This is a genomic window from Leifsonia sp. 2TAF2, assembly GCF_052115085.1.
Classification (GTDB): domain Bacteria; phylum Actinomycetota; class Actinomycetes; order Actinomycetales; family Microbacteriaceae; genus Leifsonia.
This window is the reverse complement of the sequence record NZ_JBFRFY010000001.1, coordinates 41,039-55,237: the sequence shown is the minus strand read 5'-3', so window position 1 is coordinate 55,237 and position 14,199 is coordinate 41,039. Positions and strand designations below refer to the sequence as shown.

Annotated in this window: 13 protein-coding genes; 4 read left to right on the top strand and 9 right to left on the bottom strand. The window is 70.6% G+C overall.

The features are described 5' to 3' along the window. The first annotated feature begins 7 nt into the window (after positions 1 to 7). A complete protein-coding gene (locus AB4Z18_RS00220) occupies positions 8 to 265 on the top strand; it encodes a hypothetical protein (RefSeq protein ID WP_441780687.1) in 258 nt (85 codons plus the stop codon). Positions 266 to 308: 43 nt separating this feature from the next. Here the strand turns inward: AB4Z18_RS00220 and AB4Z18_RS00215 are convergent, their stop codons facing one another. Both AB4Z18_RS00215 and AB4Z18_RS00210 read right to left on the bottom strand, forming a co-directional pair. Further along, complete coding sequence (locus tag AB4Z18_RS00215) at positions 309 to 692, bottom strand: Rid family detoxifying hydrolase (protein ID WP_441780686.1); 384 nt, start codon at positions 690 to 692, stop codon at positions 309 to 311. Positions 693 to 718: 26 nt separating this feature from the next. Further along, on the bottom strand, positions 719 to 1,126 hold the full coding sequence (locus tag AB4Z18_RS00210; protein ID WP_441780685.1) for a hypothetical protein: 408 nt from the start codon (positions 1,124 to 1,126) through the stop codon (positions 719 to 721). A gap of 85 nt (positions 1,127 to 1,211) precedes the next feature. Here AB4Z18_RS00210 and AB4Z18_RS00205 point away from each other — a divergent pair, with 85 nt between their 5' ends. Continuing rightward, a complete protein-coding gene (locus tag AB4Z18_RS00205; protein ID WP_441780684.1) occupies positions 1,212 to 2,450 on the top strand; it encodes a DNA polymerase domain-containing protein in 1,239 nt (412 codons plus the stop codon). Here AB4Z18_RS00205 and AB4Z18_RS00200 read toward each other — a convergent pair. Continuing rightward, the gene (locus AB4Z18_RS00200) at positions 2,408 to 3,247 is read right to left on the bottom strand and encodes an SDR family oxidoreductase (protein ID WP_441780683.1); all 840 of its coding nucleotides are present in this window, start codon (positions 3,245 to 3,247) and stop codon (positions 2,408 to 2,410) included. The two genes, AB4Z18_RS00205 and AB4Z18_RS00200, sit on opposite strands and share 43 nt — an antisense overlap. Further along, complete coding sequence (locus tag AB4Z18_RS00195) at positions 3,244 to 3,666, bottom strand: nuclear transport factor 2 family protein (protein WP_441780682.1); 423 nt, start codon at positions 3,664 to 3,666, stop codon at positions 3,244 to 3,246. The genes AB4Z18_RS00200 and AB4Z18_RS00195 overlap by 4 nt, the downstream gene beginning before the upstream one ends. A 56-nt stretch (positions 3,667 to 3,722) precedes the next feature. Here AB4Z18_RS00195 and AB4Z18_RS00190 point away from each other — a divergent pair, with 56 nt between their 5' ends. Further along, on the top strand, positions 3,723 to 4,349 hold the full coding sequence (locus AB4Z18_RS00190) for a TetR/AcrR family transcriptional regulator (protein WP_441780681.1): 627 nt from the start codon (positions 3,723 to 3,725) through the stop codon (positions 4,347 to 4,349). Between the two features lie 95 nt (positions 4,350 to 4,444). After that, positions 4,445 to 4,732, top strand: a complete 288-nt coding sequence (locus AB4Z18_RS00185) for a hypothetical protein (protein ID WP_441780680.1) — start codon at positions 4,445 to 4,447, stop codon at positions 4,730 to 4,732. A 4-nt stretch (positions 4,733 to 4,736) separates the two neighbouring features. Here AB4Z18_RS00185 and AB4Z18_RS00180 read toward each other — a convergent pair whose 3' ends face one another. The 5 genes from AB4Z18_RS00180 to AB4Z18_RS00160 all read right to left on the bottom strand — a co-directional run bounded on the left by AB4Z18_RS00180 (position 4,737) and on the right by AB4Z18_RS00160 (position 14,002). After that, a complete protein-coding gene (locus tag AB4Z18_RS00180; RefSeq protein ID WP_441780679.1) occupies positions 4,737 to 8,549 on the bottom strand; it encodes a D-Ala-D-Ala carboxypeptidase family metallohydrolase in 3,813 nt (1,270 codons plus the stop codon). Positions 8,550 to 8,564: 15 nt separating this feature from the next. Beyond that, complete coding sequence (locus tag AB4Z18_RS00175) at positions 8,565 to 9,704, bottom strand: hypothetical protein (RefSeq protein WP_441780678.1); 1,140 nt, start codon at positions 9,702 to 9,704, stop codon at positions 8,565 to 8,567. Next, positions 9,701 to 10,189, bottom strand: a complete 489-nt coding sequence (locus AB4Z18_RS00170) for a hypothetical protein (protein ID WP_441780677.1) — start codon at positions 10,187 to 10,189, stop codon at positions 9,701 to 9,703. The genes AB4Z18_RS00175 and AB4Z18_RS00170 overlap by 4 nt, the downstream gene beginning before the upstream one ends. A gap of 61 nt (positions 10,190 to 10,250) precedes the next feature. Beyond that, the gene (locus AB4Z18_RS00165; RefSeq protein WP_441780676.1) at positions 10,251 to 11,507 is read right to left on the bottom strand and encodes a hypothetical protein; all 1,257 of its coding nucleotides are present in this window, start codon (positions 11,505 to 11,507) and stop codon (positions 10,251 to 10,253) included. Next, the gene (locus AB4Z18_RS00160) at positions 11,504 to 14,002 is read right to left on the bottom strand and encodes a hypothetical protein (RefSeq protein ID WP_441780675.1); all 2,499 of its coding nucleotides are present in this window, start codon (positions 14,000 to 14,002) and stop codon (positions 11,504 to 11,506) included. The genes AB4Z18_RS00165 and AB4Z18_RS00160 overlap by 4 nt, the downstream gene beginning before the upstream one ends. Positions 14,003 to 14,199 lie beyond the last annotated feature (197 nt).

Sequence of the window (14,199 nt, the reverse complement as noted above, 5' to 3'; positions counted from 1 at the left end):
CACGGCGATGCTGACGAGCTTCGAAGGGATACCGGTCGACCCCGCACTCGAGATCATTGCTCTGACGGACACCTCATGGCGCATCTGCGACACGACCGTCGCACCGACGGACCCCGGCGGCCTGCTCGCCTACATCGAGCGCGACCCGGAGGGGTTCGACGTGATCATGCTGCGCCCCGGCGTCACCGAGTCGGCCCACACCGACTGCCTGGCGGCCGCACTGTCGCTGATCAACTCCCGCCGCGCGGGCGCGCCGCGCGCCTGATCCGCGGCGACCGATCCGCGGCGCCCGCTCCCCAGCGCGGCGATCAGCTCCGCGACGCCACGAGCTCGATCTCCACCCGCGCGCCCAGCGGCAGGCCCGCTACCGCCACCGTCGTGCGCGCCGGAAACGGCGGGCTGAACGTCTCGGCGTAGACCGAGTTGACGGCGGCGAAGTCGCCCATGTCGGTGAGGTAGACGTTGACCTTGACCACGTCATCCAGGCCCAGGCCGGTCGCGTCCAGGACCGCCCGCAGATTCCGGAAGACCTGCGCCGCCTGAACGTCGACCCCGCCTTCGACGAGCCGCCCGGTGCCCGGATCGATCGGCGTCTGGCCGGACAGGTAGACCAGGCCCCCGCCGGCTGCCGCATGCGAATAGGGCCCGACCGGCTCGGGGGCGGACGGTGCGTCGAAGGTCTCTCGTGACATGCGCCCATCCTGCCGTGCGCCGCGGGTCATCGCTCCTCGCCCCGCTGGACCTTTCGCACCCAGGGAGAGACCTGCAGCTCACCCTTTCGGGGCGTATCCAGGAAGCCATTGAGGTTCGCCTCGAACTCCGAGCCGTCGGAGAGGGCGACGCGTACCCAGGTGCCGCCCGAGCATCCCGAGCCGGCATGTTCCGGGGTGCCGTCCGTGTAGGCGATGCAGACGCCGTAGGGCTCGTCGCCGCGCATCAGATAGAGGTCCCAGGCCCCGACCCGGCCCTGGTAGCGCGACGTCGCCAGATCCGCCCCCTCCGCGTACTGCGCGACCGCATCCGGCAGCCGATCTTCGGTCGCCTGCTTCCCGTCGAACGGTGACGGCTGGCTCACGCACCCGCACATCCCCACCGCAGCCACCACCGCGATCGCACTCGCGAGCATCCACCGCCGCATTGCTCACCCCCCGACCGCACGCTAGCAGGGTCAGCCCTGGCCGAGCGGGCGGACCGCGGTTAGCGTGGCGGGCATGAGCCCGTCGTCGAAGTCCGAGACGTTCCTGGAGGTTGCGGGGCAGGAGGTGCGGATCTCCAGCCCCGAGAAGGTGGTCTTCCGCGAACCCGGCCTGACCAAGCTCGACCTCGCGCGGTACTATCTGGCCGTGGCCGATGGCGCGCTGCGTGGCGCGGGAGGCCGGCCCATGGTGCTCAAGCGCTTCGTGAAGGGGCTGTCGCAGGAGCCGTTCTTCCAGAAGCGGGTGCCCGAAGGCCACCCGCCGTACATCGACACCGCGACCCTGCACTACGCCAGCGGGACCTCGGCCGAGGAGGCCGTGATCCGGGATGCGGCGGGTCTCGCCTGGGTCTCCAACCTCGGCTGTCTCGACCTGAACCCGCACGCCGTCCGGGCGGAAGACCTGGAGCATCCGGATGAGCTCCGCGTCGACCTCGATCCCATGCCGGGCGTCGACTGGTCGCAGATCGTGGATGTGGCCTTCGTCGCCCGCGAGGTGCTCGACGACAACGGCCTGGTCGGGTGGCCGAAGACGAGCGGATCGCGCGGCCTGCACATCCTGGTCCGCATCTCGCCGCAATGGGGTTTCGCCGACGTGCGCCTCGCCGCCGAGACTCTCGCGCGGGAGGTCGAGAACCGTGCGCCGGGCCTCGCCACCGCCCGCTGGTGGAAGGAGGAGCGCGGCGAGAGCGTCTTCGTCGACTTCAACCAGAACGCCAAGGATCGCACGGTGGCCTCCGCCTACTCCATCCGTCCCCTGCCCGACGCACGGGTCTCCACACCGCTCGACTGGGACGAGGTGCGTTCGCGTCGCCCCGAGGAGTTCACGGTGCCGACCGTGCTGACCCGGTTCGCGGAACGCGGAGACCCGCACGAGGGCATCGACGACGCGGTCGGGTCGCTCGACGGACTGCTCGCGCTGGCCCGCGAGCTGGGGCCCGCCGAGAAGCCGCCGCGCGGCGGCGACGGCGACGGCCGTCGCGTCTCGCAGATGCCGCTCATCGAGGTCGCCCGCACGAAGACCAAGCCCGAAGCGGTGGAAGCGCTCGAGCAGTGGAAGGCGGCGCATCCCGAGGCTGCGCGCAAGCTGCATCCCGCGGACGAACTGGTCGATGGGATGCGCGGCTCCAGCTCGCTCTGGTACCGCGTCCGCATCAACCTGCAGCACATCCCGGAGCCCGACCGGCCGGAGCAGGAACCGCTGATCGCCGACTACGACCCGTGGGCCGGACGGGACTGGCCAGGACGCGGCTGACGGCCCGACGGAACACCCGTGTCCATCGCGAGAGCGGCCCGGTTCTGCCGGGCGAACGCCGGACTCACCGGGCGTGCGAGGACGGACAGGACGCGCAAGGCCGGCCGCGGCACGTGACGCACCGAACCGTGCCACCCGCGCGACGCCTGGAGCTCGTGCGCCAACCCCGTCATGGTCATCGGCGTGCCGGGCACCTCGATCACGCGGCCGCGGGCCGTTGGGTCATCGATGGCGGCGACGACGACGGCCGCGACATCGGCGACCGAGACGAAGGGGATCGGGCGGTCACCGACCCCGAAGATCAGGGGCCGCTCCCCGCTGCCTGCGGTCGCGGCCAGGATGCCGAGCCAGGTCTCGCGGTACGCGGGCGCGCGCACGATCGTCCACGGCACGCCGGCGCCGCGCAGGTGCTGCTCGGCGGCGTACTTCGCCCGGAACAGGTCCACCGGGTGGGTCGGGGATGCGCCGGACACCGACATCAGCACGACGCCCGCGCCGACCTCGCCCGCCGCGTCGATCAGGTTCCCGTTTCCACGATCGTCCACCTCCGCGGGTCCGGCCCCGCGTCCGCCGAGGAAGCCGTGCACCGCCGAGACGACCAGCTCGGCACCGGCGACCGCCGCGCGGACCTCCTCCGGTTGTCTCACGTCGGCGGCGACGACCTCCACGGCGTCTCCGAAGAGGTCGCGCGCCCGCGCGGGGTCGCGGACGAGGACGCGCACCTGACGGCCCTCGGCCAGAAGATCGCCGACGAGCAGCCGGCCGAGCAGGCCGCTTCCCCCGGCGACGACGATCATCGGGGGCCGTCCGCGTGCACCTGGGCCCGGACGGCGTCAGCGACACCGGTTCCGCCGTCCTCGACGGGTTCCAGGTAGAACCGCGCCCAGGCGGCGCGGTCGCCGTCCAGCCCGAACACGATCACTCCGCGCATCAGGTGCCGGGTGCCGTCGACGCGGGTGCCGCTCAGCTCCCACTCCGACCACACGTCGGCCCCGCTGACGGCGTAACCCGCGACTCGAGAGGTGATGTCCGGGACGAAGGCGAAGATCTGCTCCCAGTTGGCACGGACGCGGTCGGTGCCCTCGAACGATCGGCCGGGATGCGCGGGCGTCTCGTTGCGGTACCCGGGCGCGAAGCACGCGACGAGAGCATCGAGGTCGTGATCGTCGGTCGCTTGCCGAAGCCGGTCGAGGAAGGGATGTGTCGAAGTGGACATGGTGTCCTCTATTTCATTACACTTCACTGTATCTATTAACGAGTATGGGGCGTGCAGTGGCAGCGGTCAAGAGGAACTACGACGCATCCGGCCGCCGCGCCCGTGCCGAGAAGATCCGGGAGGAGCTGGTCGAGACCGCTCGCCGGATGCTGCTCGCCGACGGGTACGCCTCGCTGACCATCCCGAACGTGGCCAAGGCCTGCGGCGTTTCGGCTGAATCGGTGTACAAGCGGTTCCCCGGCAAGCCGGCCCTGGTCCGCGCGGTCGTCCGACGGGCCCTGGAGGGCATCGGTCCCGTCGCCGCGGAAACGCGCTCCGACGCGCTCGACGCGGCCGACCTGGCGGCTCTGGCTCAGGGATGGGGACGGCTGACCGCCGAGGTCGCGCCCCAGGTGGCGCCCATCCTGCTGCTGCTCGAAGCCGCGGCCGGTCACGATCCGGAGCTGGCGGCACTCGCCCGCGAACTGGACCACGATCGACGATCCCGTATGGCGGCCAACGCCGCCCGCCTCGCCGACGCCGGGCAGCTGCCGTCGAGCCTCGGGATCGAAGCCGCCACCGACATCCTGCTGACCTACAGCTCCCCGCAGCTCTACGACCTCCTCGTGCTCCGCAGCGGCTGGGACCTGCAGAAGTACGCAGACTTCGTCTCGGTCGGGATCACCGCGCACCTCGTCGCGTAAGCTCGGCCTCGATCCTGAGGATGCGTTCGCTAGCTAGGCGTACTATCGACGGAACTGAGGAGAATCCCCACGTCGAAATCACGGCAGGAACCTTCATGACCCGATACATGTTGCGCGTGAATGGCCAGCGCCCCATCCCGATCGCCGAAGAGATCGGCGAGGTGAAGGAGCGTATCGTCGCGGCCGTCCGCTCCGGGGGAGACTTTGTCACTGTCACGTCGCCCTCTGGCGATGTGGAACTCCTGATCAGCCCGGGCTTGCCGGTCACCATCGATGCAGCACCCCAGGCGGACGATGAGCTCGCCGATGCGTCGGCGGCGGGGGCGAGCGGCGCAGCGCCCGCGTTCCCTGCGTTCGACGACTTCGACGACTGGGGCATCTGAGCGCTCAGCCCTCGTAGACCTCCTTGTAGACCGGGATGGTGTGCTGCAAGCGGATCGCATTGGCGCGCGGCTGCCCGAACTGGCTCTTCTTGACCTCGCGGTGGAAGGCCCACACCGGCAGCGACGGGATGGTGCCGTCCGGGTCCGGATTCTGGCTCATGTTCCGGGTGCGGAACTTCTTGAACGATTCCGGCGGCATGTTCCAGTTGAGGTAGGTGAGTCCCTCCAGGTCGAGCGCCGTCGGCGACGTGGCGGCGATGCCGGGGGCGCCCGCGGCGCCCGCCCGCAGCTCTCGCCAGAACGCGTCGACCAGCATCAGCGAGAGCACGAAGAACCGCGAGGTGGGCGTCACGCTGAACGTTCCAGCCGCCCCCGCAGTCACGGCGAGCTCCGCGTCGATCTCGGCAGTGACGTCGCGGGGCAGGCGCCCGGCCTTCACGTGCGCGCGGACCGCATCCCGGAACACCGCGTCATGGCGGACGCCGCTGCCGGGACCCCCGTCGAGGAGGTTGTCCTGTCCGGGCTGCTTGGGCAGCTTCGCGACGTAGTGATCGATGCCCATGTTCACGTAGTAGTACGACGACCTCCAGATGGAGCGGGCGTCCGCGGCGTTCACCCCCGAGACGGCAGGCCCGATCTGAGCGGTCGTGAGCCCCTCCTTGACCCAGATCGCCATCAGGAGCCAGGGCTCGATCGATTGCGCGGGATTCTCCGCCCACGCCCGGTACGCCTGCTCGAACCGGTCGTCGGTCACGTTCCCTGCGAACGGATTGGGCTCGAGGAACGGGAAGTCGCCGCCCTTCTTCCCCACCCCGGTCTCGACGGTGATCCTGGCCCGCGAGAGGGAGGTCTGGCTGGTCGAGCGGGCCACATCCTTCCGCGCCTGCTTCACGTGCGTCGCGGCGAACGCGAGGCCGCGCTGCAGCAGGGTGGTGCGCAGGGCCGGGTCGGCGGTCGCAAGGAACGCGGGCTTGATCACCGAGAACCGAGCATCGACGGTGGGGATCGGCTGCGGTTGCGGGCCGGGTTTCGGCTGCGGTTGGGGTTGCGGTTGGGTTTGCGGCTTCTTCTTCCCCTTCTTGGCGACGTGGTGCGCCAGCACGACCTGCTTCGCGGCGTGCCCGGCCGCCCCGGGGATGTACGTCCAGAGCTTCCAGCTGCCGCGCACATCCACGTGGATGTAGTTGCTGCCGATGCCGATCGCGAGGTCGTCGTCGACGGCGTCGATGGCGGCTTGCGCCAGCTGCTGGCCGGTCAGACCGATCACGCGGATGTCGGCGGCCTGTCCGGAGGCGTGCCGGGTGTTCCGCGGATGCCCGCCACGCGCTTCGGCGACGGCCAAGGCCTGCGCCCAGCGGCGGTAGCCCGAGTCGACGTAGACAGGTCGACCGAGGCGGGACCGGATCGCCTGCAGCACCCGCACCAGGTCGGGCGAGATCCGCGAATAGGGCGAGGACTTTCCGCCGGTGGACGCGAGCTCGCGCACGACGAAGTTCGTGGACAGGGGAAGGCGGTGCGTGGACGGCGGTGTGGCGAGGAGCGGCACCCCCGTGTTGTTGGGATCGGCGTAGCCGGGCTGAGAGGCGATCGACGGGGGCGCCGCCGCCAGCGTGAGTCCCGACGGGAAGGTGACGCCGCCGGCCGTCTCGCTCTGCTCGGCCTCGCCGCTCCAGGCGCCGGCCTCTTCGTCCTCGAACTCCTCCGCCACCAGCTCCGCGAGGGATACCACCTCCGTATCGAGCGCTTCCGGCGCGAACCGTTGTGCCGGATCCTCGGCCTCGGACGATTCCGTGTCGAAGGTCTCGGTGTCGTAGTACTCGGTGTCGAGATACTCCGCCTCCGGCGTCTCCGTGTCGAGAGCCTCGGTGTCGTAGTACTCGGTGTCGTAATACTCGGTGTCGAGATACTCCGCCTCCGGGGACTCTGTGTCGTAGTACTCCGCTTCGGGCGACTCGGTATCGAGATACTCCGGCTCGAACGCCTCACCCTCCTCGTCGAGGGTTTCACCCGTGTCGAATCCCTCTGCGTACGCCTCGCCGGCGTCGTACGCCTCGCCCGCGCCGTAGCTCTCGCCCATCCACGGCAGCTCGGACTCGTACGCATCCCAGGCGAGCGACTCCGGTTCGGCGAGCGACTCCGGTTCGGCGAACGACTCGGAAACGGTGAACTGCTCCCCTTCGAGCTCCAGCTGCATGCCGGGCGCCGGGGTCGTGCCCGACAGGTTCGCCCCCGCGTCACCGAGCAGGGTGCTGCCGTAGCGCTTCGGGATCGTGCCGTGATTCTCGCTGGTCCGTTCGACCCTGAACCGCGCGCCGAGCACGGACGCGGCCGGCACCGACAGCACCGCCCCCATCCGCCGCGCCAGCGATTCACTCGACGGCTGAGTGGACTTCTTCCCGCCCGCCCGATAGATCACACGCAACGCGGGAGGCGGATCCGACGGGGACGTGAGCTGGCGCGCGACGCGTCGCTCCATCCACTCGCCGAGCGGTGCCGACGACTGATAGAGGGCGTCGAACACGAACACCTCGTCGGGATCGCTGCTGCCGAGGATCGCGAGCATGGCCTTGCCGCCGCCCGAATGAGCGGTGAGGATGAGCCGCCCGCGCGGTGCGCTGATGCCCGTTCTCGCGGTGAAGGCTGCCATCGCGGAGGCGATCAGGGCGTCGATCCGTCCGGGCGCCGTCAGTGCCGGGAAGTCGTATCCGCGCCCCGACTCCCCACCGTAGAAGTCGCCGCGGGGCAGGATCGTGAGGGTGGGACGCGACCGGGCGCCCAGTCCGAGTCCACTGATGGGCACCATCTCGGTGTCGAGCCGCATCGCGGCGCCACTGGCCGAGTGGCCGTGCAGGTGCACCACCACATCGATCGCGGCGGGCGAGCTCATCGCGTTCCAGCCGACGATGAGATCGGGGTGGGTGCCGCGATGCGACGCGAGCAGCGGTAAGCGGGGGACGATGAGCGAACCTCCGCCGGTCGTCCCGGGGATGACGGGCATGGGCGGGATGGGTACGGGCAGCGGATCGGGCGGCTTCGGCGCCGACTTCTTGGCCCTGCGGTAGGCGTCGATCTCCGCGATCGCACGACGGCTGGCGTCTCCGCTGAGGTAGGTCCACCGGCCCCAGGTCGGGCGCACGTCGACGTGCGCGTAGTTGCCGCCGATGCCCACGCCGATCCGCGAACCCCAGACGTCGATGGCGAGTTTCGCGATCTGCATCCCCGTGTAGCCGGGGATGCTGATGTCGGCCGCCTGTCCGGAGCAGTGCCGGCTCAGCGTCGGCGGCTTGCCGTAGCCCTTGTAGACCACGCCGTTTCGCTTCCACGATCGGTAGCCCGAGCTGATCTTCACCGGCTTGCCGGCTCGCTCGCGCATGCGCTGCAGCAGCTCGACGAGCCGGGGCGAGATGCGCGCGGGGTCGGCGTAGACGCCGCCGCTGCGCACCAGCTCGCCGACGGTGTAGTTCGGTGAGACCTTCTGCGAACGCACGGATGGCCCCGTCGACAGCAGCGGGAGCCCGGTGTTGTTCGGGTCCCAGTGCTCCTGGCCGGCGCCGGTCGCTCCCGTCGTCTCCGTCAGGACGAGGCCGGAGGGGAACACCTCGCTCTCCATCGCCGGGCCCTCTGGATCGAAACCCTGCTCGAGGCCCTGCTCGAACTCCCCCTCGAAGCCCTCGCCGACCGTGAAGCCCTCATCCGCCGCAAGACCTTTGCCGACGGTGAACCCCTCCCCGAGCGTGACCTGCTCCCCCGGCGTCACCTCGAACGGCGACTCGAACCCTCCCGGTACCGGCGGCTCGCCGAATGTCTGAGCCGGCATGATCGTGCCTCCTTCTCAGCGGGCGAGCGCCGGGCGCCGCTGCTGCGTGTCGACGGGCACCTTGCGCGCCTTCAGGTCGCGTCCGGCGGCCGACGACCACTCGGTGATCACGCGGCGCGTGTACGACCCAAGGGGCTGCACCGTTGACGGCGGCGGCGCCACCGTGTCGTAGAGCACCCAGGCGAACTCGGGTCCGGTGACGATGTCCGCCTCGATCGTGCGCATCAGGATGGACAGGTCCTGCGCCATCGTGATCAGCGACGTGGACTTGGAGTGGGCCGGCAGCCCGACGCGCTCGCCGACCAACCGCAGGCGGTCGCCCGCACTGGTGGCCTGCGCCTTCACGTCGACGACCACGGACGTGTTGGAGTCGAGCGTCAGGTTGAGCCAGCCGAGGACGGTCGCCGCCGCCAGCTCCTCCCGCGCAAGGACCGCGTTCTGCCGCCGGGAGCGGAGCACGTACTTGAGCTCCTGGGTGATCGCGTAGATGCGGTCGTTGTCGGCGGAGTTGACGCCGGCGACGTTTCGCAGGTTGACCATCGCCTGCCACACCTCGTAGAGCAGCTCCTCGAACAGCCGGACGAAGGTGGTGTTCGCCGCGGTCGCCCGGGTGAACCCCGCCGGCCGGTTGTCGTCCATCCCGAAGGAGAGGTCCATCCCGAACATCCGCCAGTAGGCGTTGCGCCTGACGGCTTCGGCATCCGGTCGCACCGCGCTCGTGCTGAGCCACAGCGGCACCGGGTTCCAGGCTCCGAGGAGGAGGGCCTCGGTGGTGTCGAGCCAGCGCTGAGTGGCGACCGACGGGACGCCGAGGCTCTCTCCGGTGCGGTACTCCTTCACCACCCGGGCGAAGATCTGCACCATCCGGGTGTTCTCGAGCGCATAGGAGGCGAGGAAGTGGTCCCACGCCGGCCCCGGCACCGGCACATAGCCGGAGAAGAGCCCGGTGCCGAACAGGGCGGCACGAGCGGGCCCGGCGCGCATCCCGTTCGGAGCCCACACGTCGGCGCTGTCCCAGACCTCCTCCATGTAGAGCACGAGGTCGAGCGGGTCGGCTTTGAGAACGGCAGCAGCCGCGTCGGCGGCGTTCCCGATCGGGAGCACCGTTCCCCCGGTCGGCGGCGTGAGCAGTCGGTTCGTGAGCTGCGGGATCATGATGGCATTCCCTCCTGGGTGAACCCGGCCGCGCCGGTGGTGTCGGGCCCGCCGCGCGGGTCGTTGAGGAAGCCGACGTCGTACTCGCCGAGCGGCACCTGGTAGGAGTCGGCCGGGATGCGCTCCTGCGTGGCCTGCAGGGTGACGAGCCGGTACTCGGTCGGGATGGGCAGTGGGATGTCGCCGTTCGGCGGGCGGAACTCGTTCAGCGGTTCGAGCTGGCCGATCACGCGCTCGAAGCCGTTCTCGAGCACCGTGCTGATCGCATCCAGCCCGCTGACCAGATAGAGGTCGCGCTGGCGGTCCTCGTAGTCGCGCCGGAGCTGGGACTGCTCGCCGCGCAGTTGCTCGTACTGCTGGCGCAGGGATTCGCGTTCCTCGGCGAGCCTTTCGGCTTCGACCGCGATCAACGCCTCCATCGCCTCCAGCCGCTGCGCCGTGTTCTGGCGTCCGGACGAGCCTCCCTGGGGAGTTGACTGGCTCATCTCTTCTCCGATCTCTCGTGTGCTTCTCGCACCGTCGTCGTGCTGTCGTGTCGTCGCATCGTCATGCCGCCAGCGGCGTTGCCGTCATCCACTCGCGCGCCCGGGCGATCCACGCCGAGGCCTCGTCCGGTCGTTCCGCTTCGCGCAGCCCAGCCAGTGCCACGATCCGGATGCCCTCCACGCGTCGCCAGTGCGGCGACGTCCAGAGGGCGGTCCCCGCCGAGCGCTCCAGCTCGGCCAGCGCCGCGGGCGACACCCGCGCGGGATCGACGGCTCGGCTGATCGGTCGGCCGCCGAGCCCGGGGATGGGGGCGCCGAGGCAGGCTCCCGCGATCGCGGGTATCCGGCGCCGGGAGCGGTCGAGCAGCTCGCGGACGGTCGGGTCGGCCCGACGCGACGGGAAGCTCGTGATCACCGCCTCCTCCAGGTCGTCCCACGGCCCATGGCCGTAGACGCCGCGGCAGAGGGCGCAGCCGAGAAGTGTGCGCAGCCAGCCCACCGGGTGGGGATCCCCGATGGGCCAGCGCAGAATGGTGCGGGCGTCGCCCACGACGTCGTACAGAGCCGTGACCGACGCGAACCCCGTGTGGGCGAAGGCGAACACATCGGCCGCGATCTCCGACGCCCACGGAGTCCACATCGCACGCAGTGCCGGATCGTCCGAAAGGGCTCGGGTGAGTGAGCCCTCCAATGCGGGCACCCATCCGGTGACCGCCGCCACCTGGTGCCCCACTTCGTGGAACAGGGACGTCGGCCGGTACAGGTTGTGCCGCACGATCTTGATGGCCGCCACCGGGTTGATGCTGCCGGGCGCCCACAGGCGGATGTCAGCGCGCAGGATCGAGGCGCCCATCCCCTTGTCCACATAACTCAGCACCGGGATGGGCGCGTGGCCCGCCTGGGCGAGGACGGTTCCCATGCTCGCCGTGGCGAGGGCGTCGAGCGCCTGCAGGGCCGCGCGCAGCTGAGGGCTGGTGCGGGAGGAGACGGCGTCGCCGAAGAAATCGAGTGTCGTCTCCACCTGGCTGTAGCGGCGGCGCAGGTTCTGGACGGCCCGCATGGCCTCCGGCAGGGCGAGCGCGTCGCGTCTGGCAGCCCGGGCCATCGCGATGGTGGCTCGCCCGATGTCGATCAGCTCGTCGACGATGAGCTTGAGGTGGCGGCGCAGCGGAATGCCGACATAGGTCTCGACGGATCGCCAGGCCGGCTCGGAGGCGAACTCCTCCGCGTCGAGGAAGGTGGTCGCCGCCGCGACCCAGTGCGCGCTCTGACGCTCGAGGTCGGCGGCGACCGCCCGCGTCGCTGCGTCGGCGATCATGGCTGTCGCCTCCCGGGCTTCGCGGTGATCGTCACCGTGGGGGCGGCGCGGAAGGCGCTGCCCGACGCGAGGGACGCCAGCGACGTCGCGCTCAGGGGGCCCGCTGCGGCCTGCCGGAGCAGGTCGAGCCCGGGGGCCGAGCGGATGGTCGCGGTCACGGTCACGCCGTTCCGCGGATCCGCCGAGGCCCGGGCGAACTCGGCGCCGGCGTCTCGCGACCACCTCGCGAACGCGGGCAGCAGCCACCGTCGCAGCGCGACGGTGAGCCCCGAGATCACCGCGGGAGGGATGCGGTCGAGCACGCGCGGCATCCGCGCGGTCATCTCGGTCTGTTCGAGCTCGGCGCGGATCCGCAGCCGTCCCGTGCGGTGCGCGAACCGGCGGGCGACGCCGTCGTAGGCCGCCGTCAGGGCTGGGAGGAGGACGGCTTCCGAGCGTCCCTCCCGGATCGCCGCCGCGATCTTCTGCGTCTCGGATTCCGCGAAGAACAGCCCGACGACGATCCGCGACGACCGCGTGTCGACGACGACCCAGCCCTGGGACGCCGCACCGGCGCCTCGGACGAGCGCACCCCCGACAGCGCCGTACTGCCCGTACCGGTTGCCGGATGCGGCCGTTCCCGGGGCGGGGAGAACCTGCTGGTCGAGGGGTTCGAGCCAGTAGAAGCGCTGACCGGCGGCCACCCGGGCGCGGCTCCGCAGGAACGCCGCAGGCACGGCCACGCCCATCCCGGGATCCTTGAGCAGCAGTCCCGCCGCCCTCGGCGTCAGCGGATGGAGCTGGGTGCTCGAGAGACGCACGCCGTTGCGGGTGCGCTCGATCGCCGCGATCCTCCGGAGCGAGGTGCCGATGGTGGCCTGGAACACATGGATGCGCACGCGAGCCGGCAGCGTCAGCCCGGAGGCCCGGAGGCTCGCCCCGAGGCTGACCCCGCCGAAGGTGTCGATCCCGTCCGCGATCGCTGCCGTGACCTCGACCTCGGGCGAGCGGCTGTAGCGACGGTAGGGGCGCGGCGAGCGCGCCTTCCGCGTGACGAACCGGCCGCCGTACTGGGCGCCGCGCTGCAATCCGGACCGCAGCAGGGTCGGCGGGAAGTTCGCGCCGACGGAGCGGTCGAACGCACGGGCTGTCGCCGCCTTCATCAGCGACTCGTCCTCGAGCTCGTACTCCGACGTCTCCGCGAGTTGCCGCACGGTGTCCTCGATGGTGCTGGCGAGCATGGCGGGCACGGCCTCCGACTCGAGCTCCGGCTCCAGCTGTTCGAGGCTGATGAGCCGCAGGCCGGTGTCGACGATCGCCGTCGAGAGGGGCCCGGAGAGCTGCGGGCCGACCCACTTGCCGATGAGCCTCCCGAGGAATTTGGCCAGGAAGCCGACCACCCGCGGACGCCCCACCAGATTGATGCCGATGCGCAGCGCACCCAGCAGGGCCGGGATGAACTGCTCGACGGCCGGTGTCACCTCGTCGGCGCTGTGCGCGTTCGCGAGCGTGTCGATGAGCCGGCCTCGCGCCTCGGCGAGCGCCTCCAGCTCGGTACTGCCCTGTTCGGCTTCGCTCTCGCCTTCGCCTTCACCCTCGGAGGCGAACGCCGTTTCACCTTCGTTGCCCGCGTCGCCTGCCACCAGGGCTTCGGCGAGTGCCGCATCGAACGACTCCGTGAGTGCCTCGGTGTCGTGGGAGACGGCCGGTGAGATCGCGAACGATTCGCCCTCGCTCTCGGCCTCGAAGGCTTCGGCCTCCGCCACCGTCTCGGCCTCGCCGAAGAGCTTGTTGGCCAACAGCTGCGCCGGTGCGCGGAGCGGCGCGGGCAGCCGCCCGATCGCAAAGCCCAGCACGCGCTTGAGCAACGGACGCACCAGCTTGACCAGGCCCTTGAGGCCCGCGGTGAGCAGACCGCCCGCGGCCTTCCCGACCGTCTTCGCCGCGTTGGCGACGAAACGGACGGCGCTGCGCGCCTTCTTGATGAGGCTGCCGATGAACTGCTCTCCCGCCGGCGACACCTCGGAAAGCTCCGGCTCGACGCGATCCATCAGCTCGTCGAGCTGTTCGTCGGTGAGCGCCTCCACATCCTGACCGGCGAGCGTCTCGTTGAGTCGTTCGAGGTACTGCTCCGCAGCGAACTGCGTCGGCGCCAGGTGCGCGGCGGCGATCCGCTCGCGTTCACCGGCCGACGCTCCCGACTCGTCGGAGAACCTCTGCCCGATCGCATCCTCGGTCTCTGCGAGCAGTTCCGACACGGCCTCGTCGAACGACTCGTCGCGGAGGGCCTCGAAGGCGCTCTCCAGCAGCGCCTCCTGCTCCCCGATCGGCGATTCCGACTCCGCGAACGGCGTCAGCCCCTCCGCCCACGGCGAGAACGAGGCCAGAGCGGCAGCCGACGCCTCCTGTGTCTCCGCCTCGCTGCTGCTCTCGCCGACGGCTTCGCTCTCAGTCGTCGCCTCGGCGAACGGCTGGCTCTCCAGGGTGAACTGCTCCTGGTCCCTGATGATCGTCATCGCGAACGCTCCCTCCGAACCCGCATCGTGCCGGTCGTCCCACTGCACCAGAGCGTCCGTCCTCCGCCGTGTCGCGCGACGCTCCCCGCACGTCGGGCTGGTGTTCGCCCGACGGGATGCGGCTGGGCCGCCAGCATCCGGATCGCGTCGCGGGGGCGTCCGCCGAGCGTCCGATGGGCGTTCCGCAGGCGTCCGAG

Excerpts from the sequence above, each read along its gene's own strand:
- AB4Z18_RS00220 (WP_441780687.1), top strand. The coding sequence starts at position 8 with ATGCTGACGAGCTTCGAAGGGATACCGGTCGACCCCGCACTCGAGATC.
- AB4Z18_RS00215 (WP_441780686.1), bottom strand. The coding sequence starts at position 692 with ATGTCACGAGAGACCTTCGACGCACCGTCCGCCCCCGAGCCGGTCGGG.
- AB4Z18_RS00210 (WP_441780685.1), bottom strand. The coding sequence starts at position 1,126 with ATGCTCGCGAGTGCGATCGCGGTGGTGGCTGCGGTGGGGATGTGCGGG.
- AB4Z18_RS00205 (WP_441780684.1), top strand. The coding sequence starts at position 1,212 with ATGAGCCCGTCGTCGAAGTCCGAGACGTTCCTGGAGGTTGCGGGGCAG.
- AB4Z18_RS00200 (WP_441780683.1), bottom strand. The coding sequence starts at position 3,247 with ATGATCGTCGTCGCCGGGGGAAGCGGCCTGCTCGGCCGGCTGCTCGTC.
- AB4Z18_RS00195 (WP_441780682.1), bottom strand. The coding sequence starts at position 3,666 with ATGTCCACTTCGACACATCCCTTCCTCGACCGGCTTCGGCAAGCGACC.
- AB4Z18_RS00185 (WP_441780680.1), top strand. The coding sequence starts at position 4,445 with ATGACCCGATACATGTTGCGCGTGAATGGCCAGCGCCCCATCCCGATC.
- AB4Z18_RS00180 (WP_441780679.1), bottom strand. The coding sequence starts at position 8,549 with ATGCCGGCTCAGACATTCGGCGAGCCGCCGGTACCGGGAGGGTTCGAG.
- AB4Z18_RS00175 (WP_441780678.1), bottom strand. The coding sequence starts at position 9,704 with ATGATCCCGCAGCTCACGAACCGACTGCTCACGCCGCCGACCGGGGGA.
- AB4Z18_RS00170 (WP_441780677.1), bottom strand. The coding sequence starts at position 10,189 with ATGAGCCAGTCAACTCCCCAGGGAGGCTCGTCCGGACGCCAGAACACG.
- AB4Z18_RS00165 (WP_441780676.1), bottom strand. The coding sequence starts at position 11,507 with ATGATCGCCGACGCAGCGACGCGGGCGGTCGCCGCCGACCTCGAGCGT.
- AB4Z18_RS00160 (WP_441780675.1), bottom strand. The coding sequence starts at position 14,002 with ATGACGATCATCAGGGACCAGGAGCAGTTCACCCTGGAGAGCCAGCCG.